This is a genomic window from Castellaniella daejeonensis (assembly GCF_039523555.1).
GTDB classification, from domain to species: Bacteria; Pseudomonadota; Gammaproteobacteria; order Burkholderiales; family Burkholderiaceae_B; genus Castellaniella; species Castellaniella daejeonensis.
The window spans coordinates 1-20,177 of sequence record NZ_BAAAFN010000017.1 but is presented as its reverse complement, the minus strand read 5'-3'; the positions used below and the strand labels follow the sequence as shown (position 1 = coordinate 20,177).

Annotated in this window: 18 protein-coding genes and 1 pseudogene; 18 read left to right on the top strand and 1 reads right to left on the bottom strand. The window is 60.5% G+C overall.

Features of this window, described 5'->3' with window-relative positions; all coding sequences use genetic code 11:
• Positions 1 to 147 precede the first annotated feature (147 nt).
• From ABD022_RS13725 to ABD022_RS13700, 6 genes are all read left to right on the top strand, one after another.
• Positions 148 to 1,632: a nucleobase:cation symporter-2 family protein gene (locus ABD022_RS13725; protein WP_343821884.1), complete on the top strand. Its 1,485-nt coding sequence runs from the start codon at positions 148 to 150 to the stop codon at positions 1,630 to 1,632.
• 240 nt (positions 1,633 to 1,872) lie between these two features.
• Complete coding sequence (locus tag ABD022_RS13720) at positions 1,873 to 2,091, top strand: ribbon-helix-helix domain-containing protein (protein WP_320347699.1); 219 nt, start codon at positions 1,873 to 1,875, stop codon at positions 2,089 to 2,091.
• Positions 2,085 to 2,444: a type II toxin-antitoxin system VapC family toxin gene (locus tag ABD022_RS13715; protein ID WP_343821880.1), complete on the top strand. Its 360-nt coding sequence runs from the start codon at positions 2,085 to 2,087 to the stop codon at positions 2,442 to 2,444. The genes ABD022_RS13720 and ABD022_RS13715 overlap by 7 nt, the downstream gene beginning before the upstream one ends.
• A gap of 2 nt (positions 2,445 to 2,446) precedes the next feature.
• Positions 2,447 to 2,974, top strand: coding sequence for a transcription termination/antitermination protein NusG (gene nusG / locus ABD022_RS13710; protein WP_343821878.1), 528 nt, complete (start codon positions 2,447 to 2,449; stop codon positions 2,972 to 2,974).
• Positions 2,975 to 3,065: 91 nt separating this feature from the next.
• Entirely contained in the window at positions 3,066 to 3,359 is a 294-nt protein-coding gene (locus ABD022_RS13705) for a helix-turn-helix domain-containing protein (RefSeq protein WP_343821875.1), read from the top strand.
• Positions 3,331 to 4,635 carry a type II toxin-antitoxin system HipA family toxin gene (locus tag ABD022_RS13700; RefSeq protein WP_343821873.1) on the top strand — a complete coding sequence of 435 codons (1,305 nt, stop codon included), beginning with the start codon at positions 3,331 to 3,333 and terminating at the stop codon, positions 4,633 to 4,635. The genes ABD022_RS13705 and ABD022_RS13700 overlap by 29 nt, the downstream gene beginning before the upstream one ends.
• Here the strand turns inward: ABD022_RS13700 and ABD022_RS13695 are convergent.
• Entirely contained in the window at positions 4,632 to 5,957 is a 1,326-nt protein-coding gene (locus tag ABD022_RS13695; protein ID WP_343821871.1) for an O-antigen ligase family protein, read from the bottom strand. The genes ABD022_RS13700 and ABD022_RS13695 overlap by 4 nt on opposite strands.
• Before the next feature lie 161 nt (positions 5,958 to 6,118).
• Between ABD022_RS13695 and galE the strand changes: the two genes are divergently transcribed.
• From galE to ABD022_RS13635, 12 genes and pseudogenes are all read left to right on the top strand, one after another.
• Complete coding sequence (galE, locus tag ABD022_RS13690; protein ID WP_343821868.1) at positions 6,119 to 7,126, top strand: UDP-glucose 4-epimerase GalE; 1,008 nt, start codon at positions 6,119 to 6,121, stop codon at positions 7,124 to 7,126.
• 35 nt (positions 7,127 to 7,161) lie between these two features.
• Positions 7,162 to 9,573, top strand: coding sequence for a sulfatase-like hydrolase/transferase (locus ABD022_RS13685; RefSeq protein ID WP_343821865.1), 2,412 nt, complete (start codon positions 7,162 to 7,164; stop codon positions 9,571 to 9,573).
• A 103-nt stretch (positions 9,574 to 9,676) separates the two neighbouring features.
• Complete coding sequence (locus tag ABD022_RS13680) at positions 9,677 to 11,785, top strand: autotransporter outer membrane beta-barrel domain-containing protein (protein ID WP_343821863.1); 2,109 nt, start codon at positions 9,677 to 9,679, stop codon at positions 11,783 to 11,785.
• Positions 11,786 to 11,846: 61 nt separating this feature from the next.
• A complete protein-coding gene (locus ABD022_RS13675; RefSeq protein WP_343821861.1) occupies positions 11,847 to 12,263 on the top strand; it encodes a MarR family EPS-associated transcriptional regulator in 417 nt (138 codons plus the stop codon).
• Complete coding sequence (locus tag ABD022_RS13670) at positions 12,260 to 14,047, top strand: ABC transporter ATP-binding protein (RefSeq protein ID WP_343821858.1); 1,788 nt, start codon at positions 12,260 to 12,262, stop codon at positions 14,045 to 14,047. Before ABD022_RS13675 ends, ABD022_RS13670 begins: the two co-directional genes overlap by 4 nt.
• Before the next feature lie 18 nt (positions 14,048 to 14,065).
• A complete protein-coding gene (gene pseB / locus ABD022_RS13665; protein ID WP_343821856.1) occupies positions 14,066 to 15,064 on the top strand; it encodes a UDP-N-acetylglucosamine 4,6-dehydratase (inverting) in 999 nt (332 codons plus the stop codon).
• A 2-nt stretch (positions 15,065 to 15,066) separates the two neighbouring features.
• Positions 15,067 to 16,227, top strand: coding sequence for a UDP-4-amino-4,6-dideoxy-N-acetyl-beta-L-altrosamine transaminase (gene pseC / locus ABD022_RS13660; RefSeq protein ID WP_343821853.1), 1,161 nt, complete (start codon positions 15,067 to 15,069; stop codon positions 16,225 to 16,227).
• On the top strand, positions 16,224 to 16,922 hold the full coding sequence (pseF, locus tag ABD022_RS13655) for a pseudaminic acid cytidylyltransferase (RefSeq protein ID WP_343821850.1): 699 nt from the start codon (positions 16,224 to 16,226) through the stop codon (positions 16,920 to 16,922). The genes pseC and pseF overlap by 4 nt, the downstream gene beginning before the upstream one ends.
• Positions 16,919 to 18,034 carry a UDP-2,4-diacetamido-2,4,6-trideoxy-beta-L-altropyranose hydrolase gene (gene pseG / locus ABD022_RS13650; protein ID WP_343821848.1) on the top strand — a complete coding sequence of 372 codons (1,116 nt, stop codon included), beginning with the start codon at positions 16,919 to 16,921 and terminating at the stop codon, positions 18,032 to 18,034. Before pseF ends, pseG begins: the two co-directional genes overlap by 4 nt.
• Positions 18,035 to 18,037: 3 nt before the next feature.
• Positions 18,038 to 18,568: a UDP-4-amino-4,6-dideoxy-N-acetyl-beta-L-altrosamine N-acetyltransferase gene (pseH, locus tag ABD022_RS13645; RefSeq protein ID WP_343821845.1), complete on the top strand. Its 531-nt coding sequence runs from the start codon at positions 18,038 to 18,040 to the stop codon at positions 18,566 to 18,568.
• Complete coding sequence (gene pseI / locus ABD022_RS13640; protein WP_343821842.1) at positions 18,535 to 19,623, top strand: pseudaminic acid synthase; 1,089 nt, start codon at positions 18,535 to 18,537, stop codon at positions 19,621 to 19,623. The genes pseH and pseI overlap by 34 nt, the downstream gene beginning before the upstream one ends.
• 58 nt (positions 19,624 to 19,681) lie before the next feature.
• Positions 19,682 to 20,098 (top strand): annotated as a pseudogene (locus ABD022_RS13635) (transposase); the annotation flags it as partial.
• Between the last annotated feature and the right edge of the window lie 79 nt (positions 20,099 to 20,177).

The window sequence follows — 20,177 nt, the reverse complement described above, 5'->3', positions numbered from 1 at the left end:
AAAGACCTTATCGTGCTTTGCGCATGGCGGCCTGAAGGCGCCTCCGGTAGAGTTGCCGGAAGACGCTGCAAAGGCGCATTCGGACTTCCGACCTAAGACATCAGGGGCGCCCCGGCACGGGCGCGCCCCGCCCCTTGGAGACAAGACATGAGCAAAACCGTCGCTCCGGTGGACGAGATCCTGCCGTTGGGCCAGTTGTCGGCCCTAGGGCTGCAGCACGTGCTGGTGATGTACGCCGGCGCCGTGGCCGTCCCCCTGATCATCGGCCGTGCGCTGGGCCTGGATTCGCATGAAGTATCCCTGCTGATCGCCGCCGACCTGTTCGCCTGCGGCATCGCCACCATCATCCAGTCCCTGGGCGCCACCCAGTGGTTCGGCATCAAGCTGCCCGTCATCATGGGCGTCAGTTTCGCCCCGGTCGGGCCCATGATCCACATCGCCCAGTCCAACCCGGGGCACGAAGGCGCCCAGCTACTGTTCGGCACCATCATTGCGGCGGGGATCATCACCATCATCATCGCGCCCTGGATCAGCCGGCTGCTGCGCTTCTTTCCCCCGGTCGTGACGGGCACCATCATCGCCATCATCGGCATCACCCTGATGCGCGTGGGCATCAACTGGATCTTCGGCAACCCCTTCGGCCCCACCGCGCCGTCCCTGGTCGATCCCAACTACGTGGAATGGCTCAACAATATCCGGGCCGCGGCGGGCGCGCCGGGTTCGCCCCTGCCGGCCGTGCCCCAGGGCCTGGCCATCATGCCCACGGTGCCCAATCCCAGATACGCCAACCTCACCGGCGTGGGCATCGCCGCCATCGTGCTGGTGTCGATCCTGCTGATCGCCAAGTTCTGCAAGGGCTTCCTGGCCAACATCGCCGTGCTGCTGGGCATCGTGATCGGCGCCATCATCACGGCGTCGATGGGGATCATGACCTTCGAGAAAGTCGGCAAGGCCGAATGGGTCGATATCGTCCTGCCCTTCCATTTCGGCATGCCGAAATTCGATTTCTGGATGATCCTGACCATGGTCCTGGTCATGATCGTGATCCTGATCGAATCCACCGGCATGTTCCTGGCGCTGGCTGACATGACGGGCAAGAAGATCGGCCAGAAAGACCTGGCGCGCGGCCTGCGCACCGACGGCCTGGGCACCCTGATCGGCGGCATCTTCAATACCTTCCCGTATTCCAGCTTCTCGCAGAACGTCGGCCTGGTCGCCGTCACCGGGGTGCGCAGCCGCTTCGTCTGCGTGACCAGCGGCGTGATCCTGCTGGTCCTGGGCCTGCTGCCCAAGCTGGCGGCGCTGGTCGAATCGCTGCCCACCGTCGTGCTGGGCGGCGCGGGCATCGTGATGTTCGGCATGGTCACCGCCACCGGCATCCGTATCCTGGGCGGCGTGGATTTCGTCAAGAACCGCAACAACGCCATGATCGTCGCCATCTCGATCGGCATGGGCATGATCCCCGTGGTCGCCCCGAACTTCCGTCAGTGGATGCCGCACGCCATCCACCCGCTGATCGAATCGGGCATCCTGCTGACGTCGCTGTCGGCCGTGCTGCTGAACCTGTTCTTCAACGGCGCCCCGCACGACACCGACGCCGCCGTCGAGGCCGCCAAACACGCGGAGGCTTGATCTTCGGGCGATCCGGATGGCTGGCTTGGCCATCCGGTTCCGCTGCCGCGCGTCATGCATCGGGCGCCTTCCTTGAAAGAGGAGGCGCCCGAATTGTTGCTGCGAGGTGATCCGGGCAGGCGACAGGCTTGCGTAGAAGTCGCAGGCTGACAGTGCAGGTCCAGGTGGATATGCTGGATTTCCTTTGGTCATGAATCTGGATGATATACAATGATGATATCTTCTGAGGGCTCAAAAAACATGGCCAGAATCCTCATCGATCTCTCGGAAACGCAGTTGCAGGCCCTTGCCGCAAAAGTGCGCACCGAAGGGCGGTCCCGTGCGGCCATCATCCGTGATGCCATCGATGCCTATCTCGCGCACCATGCGCCGGGTGATGCATCGGCCGTGTTCGGTCTCTGGCGGGATCGCTCGATCGACGGGCTCGAATACCAGGAGGCGCAAAGAGCAGAATGGTAAGAGCGCTGATCGATACCAACGTGCTCATCGATTTCCTCAGCGGGCACGAAAAGGCACATACCGAACTCGACCGCTATGCGCGGCCGGCCATCAGCATCATTACCTGGATGGAGGTGCTGGTGGGTGCCGTGCCGCACGAGGAATCCGCGATCCGTCGCTGGCTGGATTCCTTCGAGCGGATCGGAGTGGATGACCAGGTGGCGGGTCGTGCCGTCGTCATCCGCAGGGAACGGCGCATCCGGCTACCCGATGCCATCATCTGGGCTTCCGCCCAGGTCCATGGGATGTTGCTGGTGTCGCGCAATCACCGGGATTTTCCCGTGGATGCCCCGGATGTGCGGGTGCCATATTGAATATGCCTGATCTCCCCGCCGCCTGGTACGTCGCCCACACCAAGCCCCGCCAGGAACGCACTGCCGCCGAACAACTGCGGCGCCAGGATTTCGAGGTCTACCTGCCGCTGTTCAAGGTCTTCCGGGAACCGGGGCGGCGCCGCTGCACATCCGATCCGGCCCCGACCGCGCACGAACCCATGTTCCCCCGCTATCTGTTCCTGCGGCCCACCCGGACCACGCAGTCCCTGTCCGTGGTGCGCTCCACGGTGGGCGTCAGCCGGCTGGTCATGTTCGGCCACCAGCCCGCCACGCTGGCGGACGATGCGGTCCAGGCCATCCGACGTGCGGAGGAATTGCGTGAAACCGCCAGTCCAGCCGACTTGAGCCCCTACCGCCCTGGCATGGCCGTGCGCCTGCGGGATCCCGTGCTGGGCGGCGTCCAGGCGCTGGTCCAGTCGGTCTCGGCCGATCGCGTCACCCTGTTGCTGGAGATCCTGGGCCGCCCGCAGACCGTGCAGGTGGAATTCGGACGGATCGCGCCGCTGTAGCCGGACGCCCTGCCACCGGATGTATTAAATAATTGACTTTTCTATTTTTATACGGCATAAAGTCTATTATTTAATACAAATCTACCGCGTCATGGATATCAAACAGGTCGGTCTCCTGATCCGGCAAAAGCGCCGGGATGTGATGTTGACCCAGCAACAGCTTGCACAGCAGGCTGGTTTGTCCCGTGCCACAGTGGCATCGCTGGAATCAGGGGCGTTATCCGAGATCGGTTTCACAAAATTGCAGCGGCTGCTGGAAGCCGTGGGTCTGGAATTACGGGTTGCCCAGGCGCCGACTGATCGGCCCACCATGGACGAACTGATGGCGATCAACCAGCAGGAATATGAGCAGTCCCATGCTAGAAAACCGCGATTCCGCACCTGAAGACCTGCTGGACGTGTGGGTCGATGACCGTCACGGCTTGCGCAAGGTCGGGACGCTCGAACGATTCCGGGACCCCGGTTTTGTCTGGCAGGCGCACACCGCGTTCTATTACGATAGCGGGCTGGCGGATCGCGACGCGGTGTCGATCACCATGCCTATCCGGCGTGCGCCTTATGTGCCGCAGGCCGCCGGGCTCGTCGGCAACCTGCCGCCCATTTTCGACCAGAGCCTGCCGGAAGGCGTGCTCAGGGATCATTTGATTGCCCGATATGCCAAGCTCATCGAGCATATGGGCGACTTCGATCTGGCCGCCATCACCGGGGCTTCGGCCATCGGTCGGGTGCTGACCGTGCCTTATGGCCAGCGCCCCCATCGGGAGGGCGGCGACCCGGTTTCTCTCGAGCACATCCTCCGGCATCCCGACAGCGCGGCGCTGATGGAAGAAATGATGAGCAAAGTGGCGTCGCGCAGTGGTGTCAGCGGGGCGCATCCCAAAGTGCTGTATCGACCTTCCGAACCCCCGGTCGCCCCTGTGCGGACGACGCTCGCCACCCGGGAATTCATTCTCAAGACCCCGGGCGAAGACTATCCTTGGCTATCGATCAATGAATACCTGTGCATGAGGGTCAGTGCCCGCAGCGGCCTGTCGACGGCGCATGTTCATTTGACTGAAAGCGGGCACATGCTGGTCATAGAGCGGTTCGATGCGGGCCAGGATGGTGCGCGCCTAGGGTTCGAGGATGGCGCCACGCTGTGCGCCAAGACTGCGCGGCAAAAGTACGAGGGCAGCTACGAGACCCTGTTTCGCAATATGCTGCTCATGCTGAATCCGGCGGACCGTTCCCGGGGGCGGATCGATTTGTTCAAGCGTATCGCGCTGTCTTTCGCACTGGGCGACGGGGACGCGCATCTGAAGAATTTCGGCGTGCTTTACGAGGATCCGACCCATCCCGTCAAGCTGGCGCCCGTCTATGACGTATGCAGCACCTTGCCCTATCTATCACAGGATCAGATCGCCCTGAGCCTGGATGGTCGCCGGGCCTTTCCCTCCGCGGCATCGCTGATGCGCTTTGGACGCGTCACCTGCGGGCTGAACCGCCGCCAGGTCCAGACGGTCTTCCAGGAAATACGCGACGCCATCAGTGCGACATTGCCCGACTTGAAAGACTACTGCGACCTCTATCCCGAATTCGCCGAGGCCCAGGGTTTGAAATTGCGTTCGATCTGGCAGGCACTATCCAGGCAGGTGCTGGGCATCCCCCTGGAGCCGACCTAGGTCCGGTGATTGGCCTTGGCCTGCGCCGCATCCCGTTCCGCCTGCCGCATCGCGGCCCACAGCACCGCCAGGGATACCAGGAAGAACATCACCCCGTTGTTGCGGCCCAGGATCACCTGGGTCAGGCCGTAGGCGGCGAAGGCGGCCGGCAGCGCCGCCCCGCAGCAGGCCAGCACCCGCACCGCCGGGTCGGGCGCGCGCAGGCGGCGGCAGAAATACCAGAAACTGGCGATCAGCAGCGCCAGGAACGCGACCAGTCCCAGGCCGCCCTGGTGCAGCCAGATCTCGACGAACTGATTGTGCGTGTTGGCCAGCGTGCCTACAAAGGGCGCCACGCGCCCGGCTTCGATCAGTTCCTGGAGATGCGCGTCGTACTGCTCGTGGCCCCAGCCCAGCAGGGGGCGTTCCGGGATGCTGATCAGCGCGGCCTTCCAGGCCTCGAGGCGGGATCCCACGTTGTTCGTGGCGTCGCCTTGCTGTGTGTACGCGTGCCATTCGTCCAGCGCGGCAGCGTAGCGGCTTTCGGCAATGTGGCCAATGGGCAGGGTGGACAGCGCGATGGCCGCGGCCGCCGCCAGGATGGCGATGCCCGCCAGCAGGGGGCGCAGGTGCGCGCGGCGCAGCAGCGCGATGGCCGCCAGTACCAACAGGATCGGCAGCGCCACCAGGCTGCCGCGTGTGGCCGCTGCCATCATGGCGTACAGGCCGGCCAGGGATCCAGCCAGCAGCAGGGTGGTCCAGCCCCACCGCCGACCGAACGCCGCCAGGGCGGCGCCCATCAGGCACCAGAAGGCCATGGTCAGCGCCATGTCGGCAAACGGAATGGCGCTGGTGACGAAGCCATCCGCACGGGCCAGCCCGATGCCGATTGTCTGCCACGCAGCGACGCCCGCCGTGGCGAACAGCCCGAGCGCCAGGCCGCACGCCAGCCAATCCAGGCGCAGCCGGATGCGCCGCAGCCCCGCCAGGATAGGCACAGCCAGCAGGTAGCGGGTGCCCTGGTCCAGGTACTTGCCCGAGTCCCCGTGCCACAGCACGGCCAGGGCGTTGACGGCGAATATCGCCAGCAGCAGCACGCATAGCGTGCGGTCTTCGGCCGTCCATGGTGCGGGCGCCTGCGCGCCCGGCGTGTGCTCGGCGCCCGGGTGCTGGCACCCCGGCCGGCGGCTGGTCCACCAGACCGCCAACCCGCCCAGCAGCAGCACGCCGCCGCCCACGGAATAGCCCGACGGGACCGAGAGCATCAGCAGGAAGAACAGCGCGGCGCCGGCCGACATCCAGGTCGACAGCCAGGCAGGGGGAGCGGCCGGAGTGGGGGGCATGACGGAGTCAGTAAGAAACAAGGGATGGTGAATTGTAGCGGGTGGCCGCGCGCAGACTTCGGGCAAGGGCGCCGGCAACCCTTGGTCACGACATAGGGCATGGGATGAACGCATAGGCTGTACCATTCCATGAATTCTGCCATCCACTAACCGCATACCCCATGAACATCCTGCTTACCGGCGGCACGGGCTACATCGGCAGCCACACCGCAACCGTCCTGGCGCAACAAGGCCACCGCGTCGTATTGCTCGACAACCTGTCCAACAGCAGCGAGACCGTCGTCGGCCAGCTGGCGCGCATCCTGGGCGCGGCACCGGCCTTTGTGCAGGGCGACGTGCGCGATGCGGCCTTGCTGGAACGCGTCCTGCGCGACCACGCCATCCAGGCCGTGATCCATTTTGCCGGCCTGAAGGCGGTGGGCGAATCCGTGGAAAAGCCGCTGGAATACTTTTCCAACAACGTCCAGGGCACGGTATGCCTGCTGCAGGCCATGCGCGCCGCCGGCGTGCGCACGCTGGTCTTCAGCAGCAGCGCCACCGTCTATGGCGAGCCGCAGTACCTGCCCCTGGATGAAAACCACCCGACCGGCGCCACCAACCCCTACGGCCGCAGCAAGCTGCACATCGAGGAAATCCTGGGCGATCTGGCGGCATCCGACCCGGCCTGGCGCATCGCCTGCCTGCGGTATTTCAATCCGGTGGGGGCGCACGAAAGCGGCCTGATCGGCGAGAACCCCCGGGGTGTGCCGAACAATCTGATGCCTTATGTTGCCCAGGTTGCCAAGGGCATGCGCGCCGAGCTGAACGTCTTTGGAAACGACTACCCCACGACCGATGGCACCGGCGTACGCGACTACATCCACGTCATGGACCTGGCCGAAGGCCACGCCGCGGCGCTAGGCTTCCTGGCTGCCCACACCGGCTGGCATGCCATCAACCTGGGTACCGGCCAGGGCTACAGCGTGCTGGAAGTCGTTCGTGCATTTGAACAGGCGTCCGGGCACACGGTGCCCTACCGGATCCAGCCCAGGCGCCCTGGCGACGTTGCCACCTGTTTTGCGGATCCCGCCAAGGCCCGCCAGCACCTGGGCTGGGCGGCCACCCGCACGCTGGCGGACATGTGCGCCAGCGCGTGGAAATACCAGCAGGGGACGGGCCAACCCGCATGAGCACAGCCCTGCGGGCGTGACTGCGGGGGCAAAGCTTGTCTCGCCCGATGGGGCTGTTGGGTTCTTTTTGTTACATTGATACAATTACGGGGTTTTTGTCACGCTTAGACATTAGAAAACCCTCGATGCGCCCGTTGTTCCTGGCTGGTTTCTTTTTATTGGCATTTGCGGCCATACAGCGGCGGCATTACATCCGGGGAGCCCTTTGCGGCCTGCTCGGCCTGTATATCAGCCTGTACTTGAAGTCCTGTCGGCATTGGCTGGACGGCCTGGGCTCCGATTCGTTCAGCGAAGCGCAGAACTTCGCCTGGAAAGAAGCCCTGTTCTTTCTGGAAACTATTTCGTCCATCCTGCAGCCGCTGGCCTGGAACCAGTTGCTCGAAACAGCCGGCATTGCCCTTTTGATCACCGCGCTGATCATCGTCGCGCTGCGCCGCGCCGACCGGTGGGTGCCTTCCGTTGCTGCCAGCCACCGTATCGTCTTGCTGCTGGGCGCAGTGTGCCTGGCGATCCCCATGGGATCATTGGTCCGCCACGCCTATGCGCGGTTCCAATCCAATAGCGCCATTTTCGAGTCCATCCAGCGGAATTTCACCCATCCCGACCTGAAGCTCGTCATCCGGGAAACCGGCGAACACCGTATGCGGCTGCTGGTGTACATCGGCGAGTCGACCACCTCGCTGCATTGGTCGCTGTATGGCTATCCGCGCAACACCACGCCCAGGCTGGATGCCTTCCGCGAACGCGAACCTGGCTTCCTGGTGTTCCGCGATGTGATTTCGACCCAGGTCATGACATCGCCCAGTTTGCTGGAAGCGCTCAGTTTCCAATGGGCACCCGGCCAGGCCTACCTGCCGATCAACGAGCGGCAGCGGGTGTCGTTGGTCGATGTGCTGCGTCGTTTATCGATTCCTACCCGGCTGTTCAGCAACCAGGCGGCCAGCGGCACCTACAGCCTGGCGGGGCCGATCATCTTCCGGCACGCCACGCACGTCGATTATTCACGCAAGCATGCGGCCGTCATGGGCGACCTGGCGTCCAAACTTGGCGCCTTGCCGGATGATCGCTATTTCCTGGCGCACGCGCCCTGGTTCGATTCGGCGCCGGGCCTGCCTGCCGTGACCTTCCTGCATTCCTATGCAGGCCATGGCGACTATCTGGGCAATATCCCGCCAGACGCCCGGTCGCCTGTCGATACGCGGCTACAGGGGGTCAGCCCGGCCAGGGTTTTTGGCGAGGCGCTGGACGACAACAGGCTCATGGCACGCAATGCCGAAGGCTATGACAGCGCCATGCGCTATGTGGATCGCAGCATCCACAGCGTGCTGGAACAGGTGCGGGCCTTCGATCAGCCCACGGTCTTCCTGTACTTTGCCGATCATGGCGAATCCCCCTATACCAACGTCGGGCACGATTCCGCGCGCTTTCATCACGAGATGTTCCGTGTGCCGTTCCTGATGTATTTCAACGACGCTGCCCAGCAGGCCGCCCCCGAATTGTTCACGCTATTCAGCCAGGCAAGCCGGCAGGCGCGCCCCAGCACCCTGGCCCAGGTGCCAGCCACCATCCTGCGTCTTCTGGGCTACAGGCTTGAAGGCATCCCGCACCCCTACCAGGGCATCGGGCTGGACGACCCCGCATCGCTTGCACCCGTGGTGGTGCGTCGCCTGGGAGACACCTTCAGCTATGTGCGCGGCCACGGAACAAGCGCGGCACCCCCACCGCAAGCACGGGACGATACAGACCGCGCCACCAGGATCTGGTTGCACCGTCGCGGCAGCATCGGCAATACGGCGCGCCCCACCCTGTGTTATGGGGGCACCAATACCTGGGCCAAGGCAGTCCGGGGGGGCGGCCGTGGCCGACTGCCTGTCCGTGCCTGTGGTGCTGCTGGATGGGAAACTGGCCGCTGCCCCGGTCTCGGACGATGCCGTGTGGGCCCTGGATGCCGTTGCCCGGATCGCCGCAGCCCGCCGCCTGCAGTTGCGGCTGAATGGCCAAGGCATCCAGGCCGACGCGTTGTGCGTGGCCGCTGCGCAGTGGCTGCAGGCTCGAAACGCAACCGGTGCGCGGCATACCGGCATATCCCTGGTCCTGGATGCTCCCGAGCGCCCGATGGATTCATCCCCGGCATGCGAGCGCTTGTCTGGCCTGGGGATCGAGGTGGTGCTGGCTGTGTCGGCCGAAGCACAGCAGGACGCAGCCCGGTTCAAGGCCTGGCAGCACCGTGTGGCCGAGCATCGCTGGCCCAATCGATACCAATTGCCAAGCCCGCCTTCCGCCGAGATCCTGCGGGCCATATCCAGCATGCCCGGGGCGCAATGGCATCTTGCGAAAGTCGATGCGGAGCGCTTGCCATGGAATCCCCCGGTCACGTCGTCCGAAAACCCCATGCCGGCCAGCCTGACGGTCAGCACCAAATGGGATGTGAATTCGGCTCGTCTTGACCTGTCCTAATTCCGCGGCACTCCATTCCCCCGCACCTGGTTGTTTCCTGTAAAACAGACTTGTCACATTCAGTGACATATATCAATCTGACAGGAGACAAAAATGTCCATCTTCAAGACGATCCGGGTGCGCTTCATCCAGGTGCTGTGCTGCCTGAGCCTGCCGCCGCCGGGTCTGGTCCTGGCACTGCCCGAGGCGCCGTGGGATGATTCCCCGGCGCCTTTTGTCATGCATGGCGAATCGATCGCCGTCGCGGAAGACCAGCGCATCGAGCGGGGGCTGCTGCTGGAAAGCGCCAGCGGGTTCCAGGTGGCCGAAGGTCACACACTGCGGTTGTCGGGCCCCATCCTGGGGCACCCGGTCGATTCCTGGCTGCCCATCCCGTTCTGGAAGCTGGGCCGTGGCCACCTGGATCTGGCGGGCGCCAGCTCCACGATCGGCCAGATCGTCCTGGCCGAAGGCAGCCTGGGCCTGGCGCACGACCAGGCCCTGGGCTCGCCGGTCAACAGCCTGGAAATGACGGCAGGCACGCGGCTGGAACTGCATCCCGGCATCCGCATCGAGCAGATCCTGCAAGTGCGTTCCGCCGCGGGGGCACAAACGCTGCCGGTGCACTGGGGCCTGCCGCCCATCGCCGGCCTGGGCACCGACGCCGTGTGGCGCGTTGCATCCGGCGAAGCCACGCTGGCGGGCAATATCCAGGCCGAAGCGCCCATCGTCAAGGATGGTGCCGGCACCCTGCGCCTGGCGGGCGTCGGCTTCAGCCCCGGCCGTGATCTCTTGACCGTGGCGCAGGGCGGCCTGCGGGTCGACCAACTGTGGTGGGGGCCGGTGCTGACGCACCCCGGCACCGTGCTGTCCGGTGCGGGCCTGGTGGATGATGCCCGCGTGGCCGGGCTGCTGCACCCTGGCGCGCCGGGCAGTACAGGCACCCTGCTGATCGGCCAGCGGCTGGCCTTGCTGCCAGGCGCCCAGACCCGCATCCGCATCGATGCCGGCGGCCAGGCCGACCGCATCTGGTCATTTGGTACGGTACGCCTGGGTGGCGGCTTGCTGATCGAGCCGTCGCCTGGCGTATGGACGCCCGATCGCCGCTGGGTCATAGTGCAGGCCGACGGCGGCCTGGAATACGGGCCCGATGGGGGCATGGATCCCGTACCCGGCGATGGACGCCATACCCACGTTGCCAGCACACTGCGCTACCTGGATCCCGTCTTGAGCTATGGCCCCACCACCGTCACCCTGGGCCTGCAGTACAACGCGCGTGGGCTGAACACGGCCGATGCATCCTGGCGCGGGGCCGTGCTGGACGACAGCCGTTTCCTGCGGGAATCCGCGCTGGCATACACGGCCAGCGGCCGGGCCTGGGCACAGGGCTGGGCCGCCAATACGGAACGGCAGGGCGCCCATGGCCTGCCCGCAGACGACCGGGATGCCCGCGGCCTGCAGATCGGTGTCAGCCGCCCAGCGGGATCGGATGGTTTCCTGGCGGCCTTCGTGGGCACGCAGGACACCCGCCTGGCGAGCCTGGGGTCGGCCCGGCCTTCGGCTGCCGCTGGCGGTACATACCATCTGCGGGATCGAGCCATGCACCTGGGCCTGGGCGCCAGCCTGGCGCGCCCAGGCTGGCGTCTGGCCCTGGGAGCGGCGCATTCCTGGCACCGGGCCAAGCTGAGCCGCCAAGCCGATCCAAGCGAGGCCGCGCTGCACAGCCGCCCCGCTGCGCGGCTGGCCCAGGCCTGGGCGCATATGGAGCCGAAGGAGCCATTTGCCCTGAGTTCATGGCAATGGATGCCCTATGCCCAGGCGGCCTGGCTGCGCCTGCATCGCCCCGCCGTGCAGGAAAGCGACGGGCTGGCCGCCGTGACGCTGGATGCCGAGACCGACCGCCGCTGGCTGGGGAAACTGGGGATCAGGGTCGAGCGCCTGTGGCCCACGCCTCATGGCGAAGCCCGGATGACCCTGGATCTGGGCGTGCGCCGCCTGTGGGGCGGATCGGACTTGAGCAGCAGCCAGTCCTATCGGGCCGACCCCGGGCAGCACTTCAAGGCCAAAGGCCTGCCCCTGCCGCGCTACGCCCTGAGCCTGGATCTGGGCGTGCAGGCCCCCGTGGCATGGCGCACACACGCCGTGCTGGCTTACACGGGCCAGCACGGGGGCGGGCAAAGGCAGCATGGGATCTGGCTAGGGGTGTCGGGCAGTTTCCGATAGATCCTGTGGCCATTTCATGGTTTTAGTGCCTGGTCAGGTGATGTATGATCGCGTTCATCCGATGAACATCACCTGGCGCTTGCTGACCGTGTCACAGCACGGCGGTAGCGTGTCTGAAATGTCCGATACTGCCTACGAAGAAAGCCATCTGAAGGTTCTGCGCCTGCTGGAGATCGACCCCAGTCTAAGCCAGCGCGACCTGTCCCAGGCCCTGGGCATCAGCCTGGGCAAGACCAACTACTGCATGCGCGCCCTGCTGGATAAGGGGCTGATCAAAATGCAGAACTTCAGGAATAGCGAGAACAAGCTAGGCTACGCTTATCTGCTGACCCCCGCAGGCTTCGCGGCCAAGGCTGAACTGACGCGGAATTTTCTGAAGATCAAGATGCGAGAATACGAGGCCCTGAAACAGGAGATCGAGCAATTGCAAAGCGAAGCAGACCAGGAGTCTGCGGCCACAAGAGAGCTGCGGTCATGACCATCCAGCAACTGGTGCGGGGATTCTGGGCGCATCTGAGCACGCGCCGCAAACAGCAGCTGGCGATCCTGCTGGTCCTGATGATTCTGGCGTCCTTCGCCGAAGTCCTGAGTCTGGGAGCCGTCCTGCCGTTTCTGGGCGTACTGACCCAGCCGGAAACCGTATTCGCGCATCCCGCCGTCCAGCCGCTGCTGGGATGGCTGCGCATCGGCAGCCCGCAAGCTCTATTGTTGCCAATCACAATCGGTTTCATCGCTGCCGCCCTGCTGGCGGGTGGCATGCGCCTGCTGCTGCTATACGTGCAGACCAAACTGTCTTATGCGATCGGGGCGGATTTCAGCTACCAAATCTACCGGCGGACCCTGTACCAGCCCTATGCTGTGCATGTCTCCCGCAACAGCAGCGAGGTCATCAGCGGGGTCACGACCAAGGTCATGATGATCATCAATTATTTCCTGACCCCCATCCTGACCCTGATCAGCAGCGCCGTGATTCTCGTTGCGATCCTGCTTGCGTTGCTTGCGGTGAATCCGCTGATGTCCCTGGCTGCCTTCCTGGGGTTTGGCGCAATCTACGGGATCGTGATCATGGTGACTCGCAAGCGGCTGGGCGCCTATAGCCTGCGGATATCCCAGGAATCCAACCAAGTGGTCAAGGTATTGCAAGAAGGTCTGGGCGGCATTCGCGACGTGCTGCTGGATGGGTCCCAGGAAACCTATTGCCGGCAATACCGGCTGGCGGACATTCCATTGCGGCATGCCCAGGCCAGCAGCACCATCATTGGCGGGTCACCTCGATTTGCGGCCGAGGCCCTAGGTATGGCGTTCATCGCCATCCTGGCGTATGCCATGGCCCGCCAAGATGGCGGTATCACCGGGACGATCACCTTATTGGGCGTTTTGGCCGTGGGTGCCCAGCGGCTATTGCCGGTGCTGCAGCAGGGGTATCTGTCCATCGTCCAACTGCGCAGTGGCCGCCATTCCTTGCAGGATGCCTTGGCTCTGTTGAGCCAACCAATCGATACGCAGGTCCATGGTCAGGAAAAATTGGACCTGCCGTTCGAAAAGGGCATCCGGCTGGAAAACATAGGGTTCCGCTACAGCCCGCAATCCCCTCAGGTCTTGCATGGTCTGAACCTGACAATCCCGCGCGGCAGCCGGATTGGTTTCATCGGCACCACCGGCAGCGGCAAGAGCACGCTGCTGGACATCATCATGGGGCTGCTCAGCCCTACGGCTGGGTATTTGTGGATTGATGATGTTCAACTGGGGCCTGCCACGCAGCGCGCCTGGCAGCGCCGGATCGCCCATGTGCCGCAGTCCATCTACCTGGCCGATGCAAGTATTGCGGAAAATATCGCCTTTGGCGTGCCACCCGCACATATCAACCGGGAGCGGGTACAGCAGGCTGCACGGCAGGCGCAGATTGCGGGCTATATCGAATCTTTGGCGGATGGTTACGATGCTCGCGTGGGCGAGCGGGGAGTACGATTGTCTGGCGGGCAGCGTCAGCGGATCGGGATTGCGCGAGCGCTGTATAAGCAGGCCGAGGTCATTATCCTGGATGAGGCGACTAGTGCGCTGGATAATGAAACGGAACGGGCAGTGATGGATGCGGTGGGTAGGTTAGAGGCCGACCTGACGGTCTTGATTATTGCCCATCGAGTGACGACCTTGCAGAACTGTGATCAGCTCATTGAGCTACAACAGGGGCAAATAGTACGAGTAGGTACTTATGAAGAAATTGTTTCTTCTGGGTCAATTATGGCTGTAAAAAACAGCTAAAAATCATATAGAAAATCTATGCTGAAAGAAAAATCCATTCTGATTACTGGTGGTACAGGATCATTTGGTCATACATTTGTGCCGATGACGCTTGCCCGTTATAACCCAGCGCGCATCATTATTCTGTCGCGTGATGAGATGAAGCAGTGGGAGATGGCCAAGCTCTATGGTGACAATCCCCGCGTGCGGTTCTTTATCGGTGATGTGCGCGACAAGGATCGCCTGTATCGAGCGCTGGATGGCGTTGATTATGTGGTGCATGCCGCTGCGACCAAGATTGTGCCGACAGCTGAATACAACCCGTTCGAGTGCGTCAAGACCAACATCAATGGCGCCATGAACCTGATTGATGCCTGCATCGATCAAGGGGTCAAGCGGGTCGTGGCTTTGTCTACAGACAAGGCCAGCAGTCCGATCAATCTGTATGGTGCAACCAAGCTAGCGTCAGACAAGCTTTTCGTGGCGGGCAATTCCTATTCGGGCTCGCATGGAACGCGGTTTGCAGTAGTGCGCTATGGCAATGTCATGGGGTCGCGGGGCTCTGTCATTCCGTTCTTCCTGTCAATCCGGGATAGGGGTGAACTGCCTATCACTGATGCGCGTATGACGCGCTTCATGATCTCACTGGAGCAGGGCGTAGAGCTTGTATGGCATGCGTTCAATGATATGGTGGGTGGTGAAATCTACGTCAAGAAAATTCCATCGATGAAGGTCACCGACTTGGCTCGTGTCATCGCCCCGCAAGCGGTACAGAAGATTGTCGGTATTCGGCCGGGGGAGAAACTGCACGAGCAAATGATCGGTGCCGAAGATTCCTACTACACTTACGAATATCCTGAGCACTACAAGATCCTGCCGGCCATCAATGGATGGAGTGATTCGCCTGAGCGCATCAAGGACGGCAAGAAAGTCCCAGAGGGCTTTACCTATGCCAGTGATTCCAATCCAGAATGGATGCCGCCGGAGGTGCTGCAATCCTGGATTGACGCCAATGCCGACAAGATTGGCAGGATCTAAACATGATTCCTTATGGCCGGCAGGATATCACCCAGGCGGATATTGATGCAGTGGTGGAGGTTTTACAATCGGACTTCCTGACTCAGGGGCCGAAGGTTCCTGCATTTGAACAGGCAGTTGCGGAAAAAGTAGGTGCACGACATGCCGTTGCTGTGAATAGCGCGACATCAGCATTGCATATCGCTTGTCTTGCACTGGGACTGGGGGCCGGTGATTGGTTGTGGACCACGCCGGTTACCTTTGTTGCATCAGCCAACTGTGGACTATATTGCGGTGCGCAAGTGGATTTTGTGGATATTGATCCGCGCACTTATAACATGGATCCCTTTGAGCTGGAGCGGAAGCTTATCATTGCCGAGCGCGAGGGTCGCTTGCCAAAAGTCGTTGTTCCCGTACATTTGTGCGGCCAACCCTGTGACATGGCTGCTATTCAAGCGCTGGCGCAGCGTTATGGCTTCAAGGTCATCGAAGATGCCTCACACGCCATTGGGGGCAAATACAGAGGCGAATACATTGGTAGCGGTCGTTATAGCGACATCACGGTGTTTAGCTTCCATCCAGTCAAGATCATTACCACCGCCGAAGGCGGTATGGCCGTCACCAACGATGATACATTAGCTGCGCGTATGATGTTGCTGCGCAGTCATGGCATCACGCGTGATCCGGTGCTTATGACTCATGCGCCCGATGGTCCCTGGTACTACCAGCAGGTGGAACTAGGGTTCAATTATCGTATGACGGAACTGCAGGCTGCACTGGGTATCAGTCAGGCGCATCGTCTGGATGCCTACGTGTCTCGGCGCCATGTTATCGCCCGAGGCTATGATGCAAGGCTGGCGGATCTTCCTGTCACTATTCCCTGGCAGCATCCAGATAGTTATTCTGGCATGCACCTGTATGTCATACGGCTGAAACTAGACCAGATCACCAGGAAGGGGCACCGAGGCATTTTCGAGTCCCTGCGCAAACAGGGAATTGGGGTGAATCTGCACTATATCCCGGTACATACGCAGCCTTACTATCAGGCTATGGGATTCAAGAAAGGTGATTTCCCTCGTGCAGAACAGTATTACCAAGAGGCCATTAGTTTGCCGATGTTTCAGACTCTGGGAGAGGAGCAGCAGAATAAAGTCATCGAGGTGTTGCGCAGGGAGTTGGTATGAGGATTGCCATTATCCCTGCTCGTGGCGGTAGTAAGCGGATACCACGCAAGAATATCCGTCCGTTTTGTGGCGTTCCGATGATCGCCTGGTCTATCGCGGCTGCGCGAGCGAGCAAGTGTTTCGAGCACGTTATCGTTTCTACGGACGATGATGAGATCGCTCAGGTTGCCAGGGAACATGATGCGGAAGTCCCCTTTCTGAGGCCTAAGCACCTTGCAGATGATCATACTGGTACTATCGCCGTCATTGCGCATGCCATCCAGGAGCTGAGGCAACGGGGCATGGATGTGAGGGAAACGTGCTGCATCTACGCTACTGCACCATTTATCCAGGCGGCTGATATTCAGCGTGGTTTCTCATGTCTATGCGACACACAGGCGGACTTTGCGTTCTCAGTCACTAGCTATGCTTTTCCCATTCAGCGTGCGATGCGCATGAATAGTAATGGGCGTGTGGAGATGTTTTACCCTGAACATTTCAATACCCGGTCTCAGGATCTGGAAGAGGCGTGGCATGACGCTGGTCAGTTCTATTGGGGACGAGTTGATGCCTGGCTGAATGGGCAATCAGTGTTTGGCGAAAAATCCGTGCCTGTTATTCTCCCCCGCCATCGTGTGCAGGATATCGATACGCAGGAAGACTGGGTACGTGCAGAATGGATGTTCCGTGCCATGCGGGCTGATGGCCAACCATGAAACTGAAAGTTATATTCCGCACAGATGCGTCACTGAACATAGGAACGGGTCATGTCATGCGTTGCTTGACTTTGGCCGATGCATTGCGGAATCAAGGTGTGGAGTGTCACTTCATCTGTCGTGAGCACCCAGGTCATCTGATGAACCAGATACGAGTTGCGGGGCATGAGGTCCATTCATTGCCGCCACATCAGAGGTGGCAGCCCGTTGTTGGCGCGTCGGACGTTACCATGCCGGCGCATGCGGAGTGGTTGGGCGCCAGTCAGGAGCAGGATGCTATGGCTTGTGCCTCCATCCTGAGGGCATTACATCCAGATTGGCTGGTTGTGGATCACTATGCACTTGATATCCGTTGGGAAACTGTGCAGCGTCCTTATTGTCGCAAGCTTGTGATAATTGATGATCTCGCTGATCGCAGGCATGACTGCGATTTCTTGCTGGATCAAACCTTTGGTCGGCGGGAGGAGGATTATCAGCACCTTGTGCCTCAGAAAAGTGTGCTTTTGTGCGGATCACGGTATGCGCTCCTGCGGCCGGAGTTCGCGCAGTGGCGGCCCTATAGTCTGGCACGCCGGAAGCTCCCACAATTGGAGCATCTGCTAATCGCTTTGGGTGGTGTGGACCGGATTAACGCGACGGGGCAGATTTTGGATGCGCTTATTGCGGGATGTCTGCCTGATAAATGCCGCATTTCCGTTGTGATGGGGGAAACCGCGCCATGGCTGAGTCAGATCCAGCACAAGGCAGCGCAGTTGTCATGGTCCACCAGTGTTCTCATTGGTGTCACAGATATGGCGCGTCTGATGGCAGACAGTGATCTTGCAATTGGAGCCGGAGGGGCGACGTCGTGGGAGCGTTGCTGTCTAGGGTTGCCGACATTGTTGGTAGTGGTGGCAGACAATCAGCTAGCAGTTGCGCGTAACCTTGAACAGTTTGGTGCTGCACGCATCATGAGTTATGGAGCATTAGACGACGGCAACTTCGTCACGCAGCACCTTCGTGATCTGCAAGGAAACCCTCAAGCCATGGCATCAATGACCCATGCTGCCGCAAGTGCGGTTGATGGAAAAGGCGTTGAGCGGGTTATGCATGTACTGTGTCAGGGGCAATAGATTATGTCGCAGTTATCTGGTTGCGCTCTTCGGCCAATGAGTTCCACCGATCTCCCTCTAGTCTTAAGCTGGAGAAATCACCCGGATATTAGGTGCTGGATGTATACGGGTCGCGAGATTTCTCCACAAGAGCATGCGCAGTGGTATGAGCGTGTCTCTCGGGATAATATGCGCTCTCTGCTCATTTTTGAATGCGATAAGGAGGCTCGGGGGTTTGTAAACATCCATCGAGTGGCCGACTGGGGGTTGGCAGAATGGGGTTTTTATGCTGCACCCAGTGCAATGAAGGGAACTGGTCGTGCTTTAGGCGTAATTGCCCTCGATTACGTTTTTAACACGCTAAAGCTGCATAAGCTCTGTGGGGAAGTTATTTCTAATAACACTCGTTCTCTGCGGCTTCATGAATTCTTAGGTTTCAAGAGGGAAGGTGTTCTGCGCGAACAGCACTTTGATGGGGAAAGGTATTGGGATGTTTACCGTTTCGGTCTGCTGGCTAGCGAGTGGCGTTCTATCTGCACAGGGAAAAATCTATGACATATAGGCCGAGCATATCTATTGAGGGGCGTCGTATTGCCGAGGACTCCCCTCCCTATATAATCGCTGAACTTTCTGCTAATCACAATGGCAGCTTGGCCGCTGCGTTCAGAATTATTATAGAAGCAAAAAAAGCAGGGGTGGATGCGATTAAGCTACAGACTTATACCGCAGATACTATTACCCTGAATTGTGATAGCGAGGACTTCAGGATTCATGGTGGCCTTTGGGATGGCAAGACCCTTTATCAGCTGTATCAGGAAGCGCATACGCCTTGGGAGTGGCATAAACCCCTATTCGAGCACGCGCATGATCTAGGGATCACTATTTTCAGTTCACCATTTGATACTACAGCGGTAGATCTGCTGGAGGATCTGAACGCGCCTGCGTACAAGATAGCTTCTTTTGAGGCGATAGATCTACCACTGATTAAATATGTGGCTGGTACGGGTAAGCCTATGATCATATCCACAGGTATGGCCAATGCTGAGGAGATTCAGGAGGCAATTGACGCAGCTATTGATGGGGGATGTAAAGAGCTTGCTATCCTGCACTGTGTTAGCGGCTATCCTGCTGCTGCGGAAGATTACAACTTGCGCACTATCTTGGATATGAAAGGGCGCTACGGATTGGTCATAGGCCTATCGGACCACACTTTGGATAATACTACTGCTATTGCGAGCGTGGCGCTTGGCGCGTCTTTGATAGAGAAGCACTTTACACTGAATCGTAAGGGTGGTGGGCCGGATGATAGTTTCTCGTTGGAGCCTGTGGAAATGGCGGCACTTTGTCGAGATAGCAAGACAGCGTGGGCTGCATTGGGGCGTGTGAATTATGAACGTCAAGAAAGTGAAAAAGGAAACGTTAAATTTCGGCGGTCTCTGTACTTTGTAAAGAATCTATCGGCAGGCTCCGTGATTGGTCCTAATGATGTTCGAAGTATTAGGCCTGGTATGGGAATGGCGCCGAAATATCTCCCAAATATTATTGGCCGTCGTGTAAAGAAAGATGTTAAGTGTGGATCGCCTGTTGTTTCGTCTCTGGTGGAGTGGTGATCTCCCATTAAAGCGGTGCAGTCAGAAGTAGAATTTTCTCATTGAGGAGTTCTACAGCATGAAGAAGTCACGATTCACAGACAGCCAGATCCTGGAAGCGATCAAACGGGTGGAGGTCGGCATCACGGTGCCAGAGATGTGCCGTGAGCTGGGCATCAGCTCCGCGACGTTCTACAAGTGGCGCGCCAAATACGGCGGCATGGATGTGCCGATGATGTCGCGAATGAAGGTGCTGGAGGCGGAGAATGCCCGACTGCACAGGATGTACGTCGAGGAGAAGCTCAAGGCCGAGAACGACGAGATCGCCGACTGGTTGCTTCGCCTGACGGACAACCTCCGAAACTGGGGATTTGGACTGTGCTACCTGTATCTGCGCAACGTGAAGGGATTCGGCTGGAACCACAAACGGATCTACCGCATCTATCGGGAGCTGGAGTTGAACCTGCGGATTAAACCGCGCAAACGCTTGGTGCGTCAGGTGTCTGCGTAAGCTCCCCCTCAGAGTAGACATCAGCCAGTAGAATTTCGGAGCCTCCTTTCAATCGGAGACTCCC

Coding starts and splice junctions, on each gene's coding strand:
- ABD022_RS13725 (WP_343821884.1), top strand. CDS start 148: ATGAGCAAAACCGTCGCTCCGGTGGACGAGATCCTGCCGTTGGGCCAG.
- ABD022_RS13720 (WP_320347699.1), top strand. CDS start 1,873: ATGGCCAGAATCCTCATCGATCTCTCGGAAACGCAGTTGCAGGCCCTT.
- ABD022_RS13715 (WP_343821880.1), top strand. CDS start 2,085: ATGGTAAGAGCGCTGATCGATACCAACGTGCTCATCGATTTCCTCAGC.
- nusG (WP_343821878.1), top strand. CDS start 2,447: ATGCCTGATCTCCCCGCCGCCTGGTACGTCGCCCACACCAAGCCCCGC.
- ABD022_RS13705 (WP_343821875.1), top strand. CDS start 3,066: ATGGATATCAAACAGGTCGGTCTCCTGATCCGGCAAAAGCGCCGGGAT.
- ABD022_RS13700 (WP_343821873.1), top strand. CDS start 3,331: ATGCTAGAAAACCGCGATTCCGCACCTGAAGACCTGCTGGACGTGTGG.
- ABD022_RS13695 (WP_343821871.1), bottom strand. CDS start 5,957: ATGCCCCCCACTCCGGCCGCTCCCCCTGCCTGGCTGTCGACCTGGATG.
- galE (WP_343821868.1), top strand. CDS start 6,119: ATGAACATCCTGCTTACCGGCGGCACGGGCTACATCGGCAGCCACACC.
- ABD022_RS13680 (WP_343821863.1), top strand. CDS start 9,677: ATGTCCATCTTCAAGACGATCCGGGTGCGCTTCATCCAGGTGCTGTGC.
- ABD022_RS13675 (WP_343821861.1), top strand. CDS start 11,847: ATGAACATCACCTGGCGCTTGCTGACCGTGTCACAGCACGGCGGTAGC.
- ABD022_RS13670 (WP_343821858.1), top strand. CDS start 12,260: ATGACCATCCAGCAACTGGTGCGGGGATTCTGGGCGCATCTGAGCACG.
- pseB (WP_343821856.1), top strand. CDS start 14,066: ATGCTGAAAGAAAAATCCATTCTGATTACTGGTGGTACAGGATCATTT.
- pseC (WP_343821853.1), top strand. CDS start 15,067: ATGATTCCTTATGGCCGGCAGGATATCACCCAGGCGGATATTGATGCA.
- pseF (WP_343821850.1), top strand. CDS start 16,224: ATGAGGATTGCCATTATCCCTGCTCGTGGCGGTAGTAAGCGGATACCA.
- pseG (WP_343821848.1), top strand. CDS start 16,919: ATGAAACTGAAAGTTATATTCCGCACAGATGCGTCACTGAACATAGGA.
- pseH (WP_343821845.1), top strand. CDS start 18,038: ATGTCGCAGTTATCTGGTTGCGCTCTTCGGCCAATGAGTTCCACCGAT.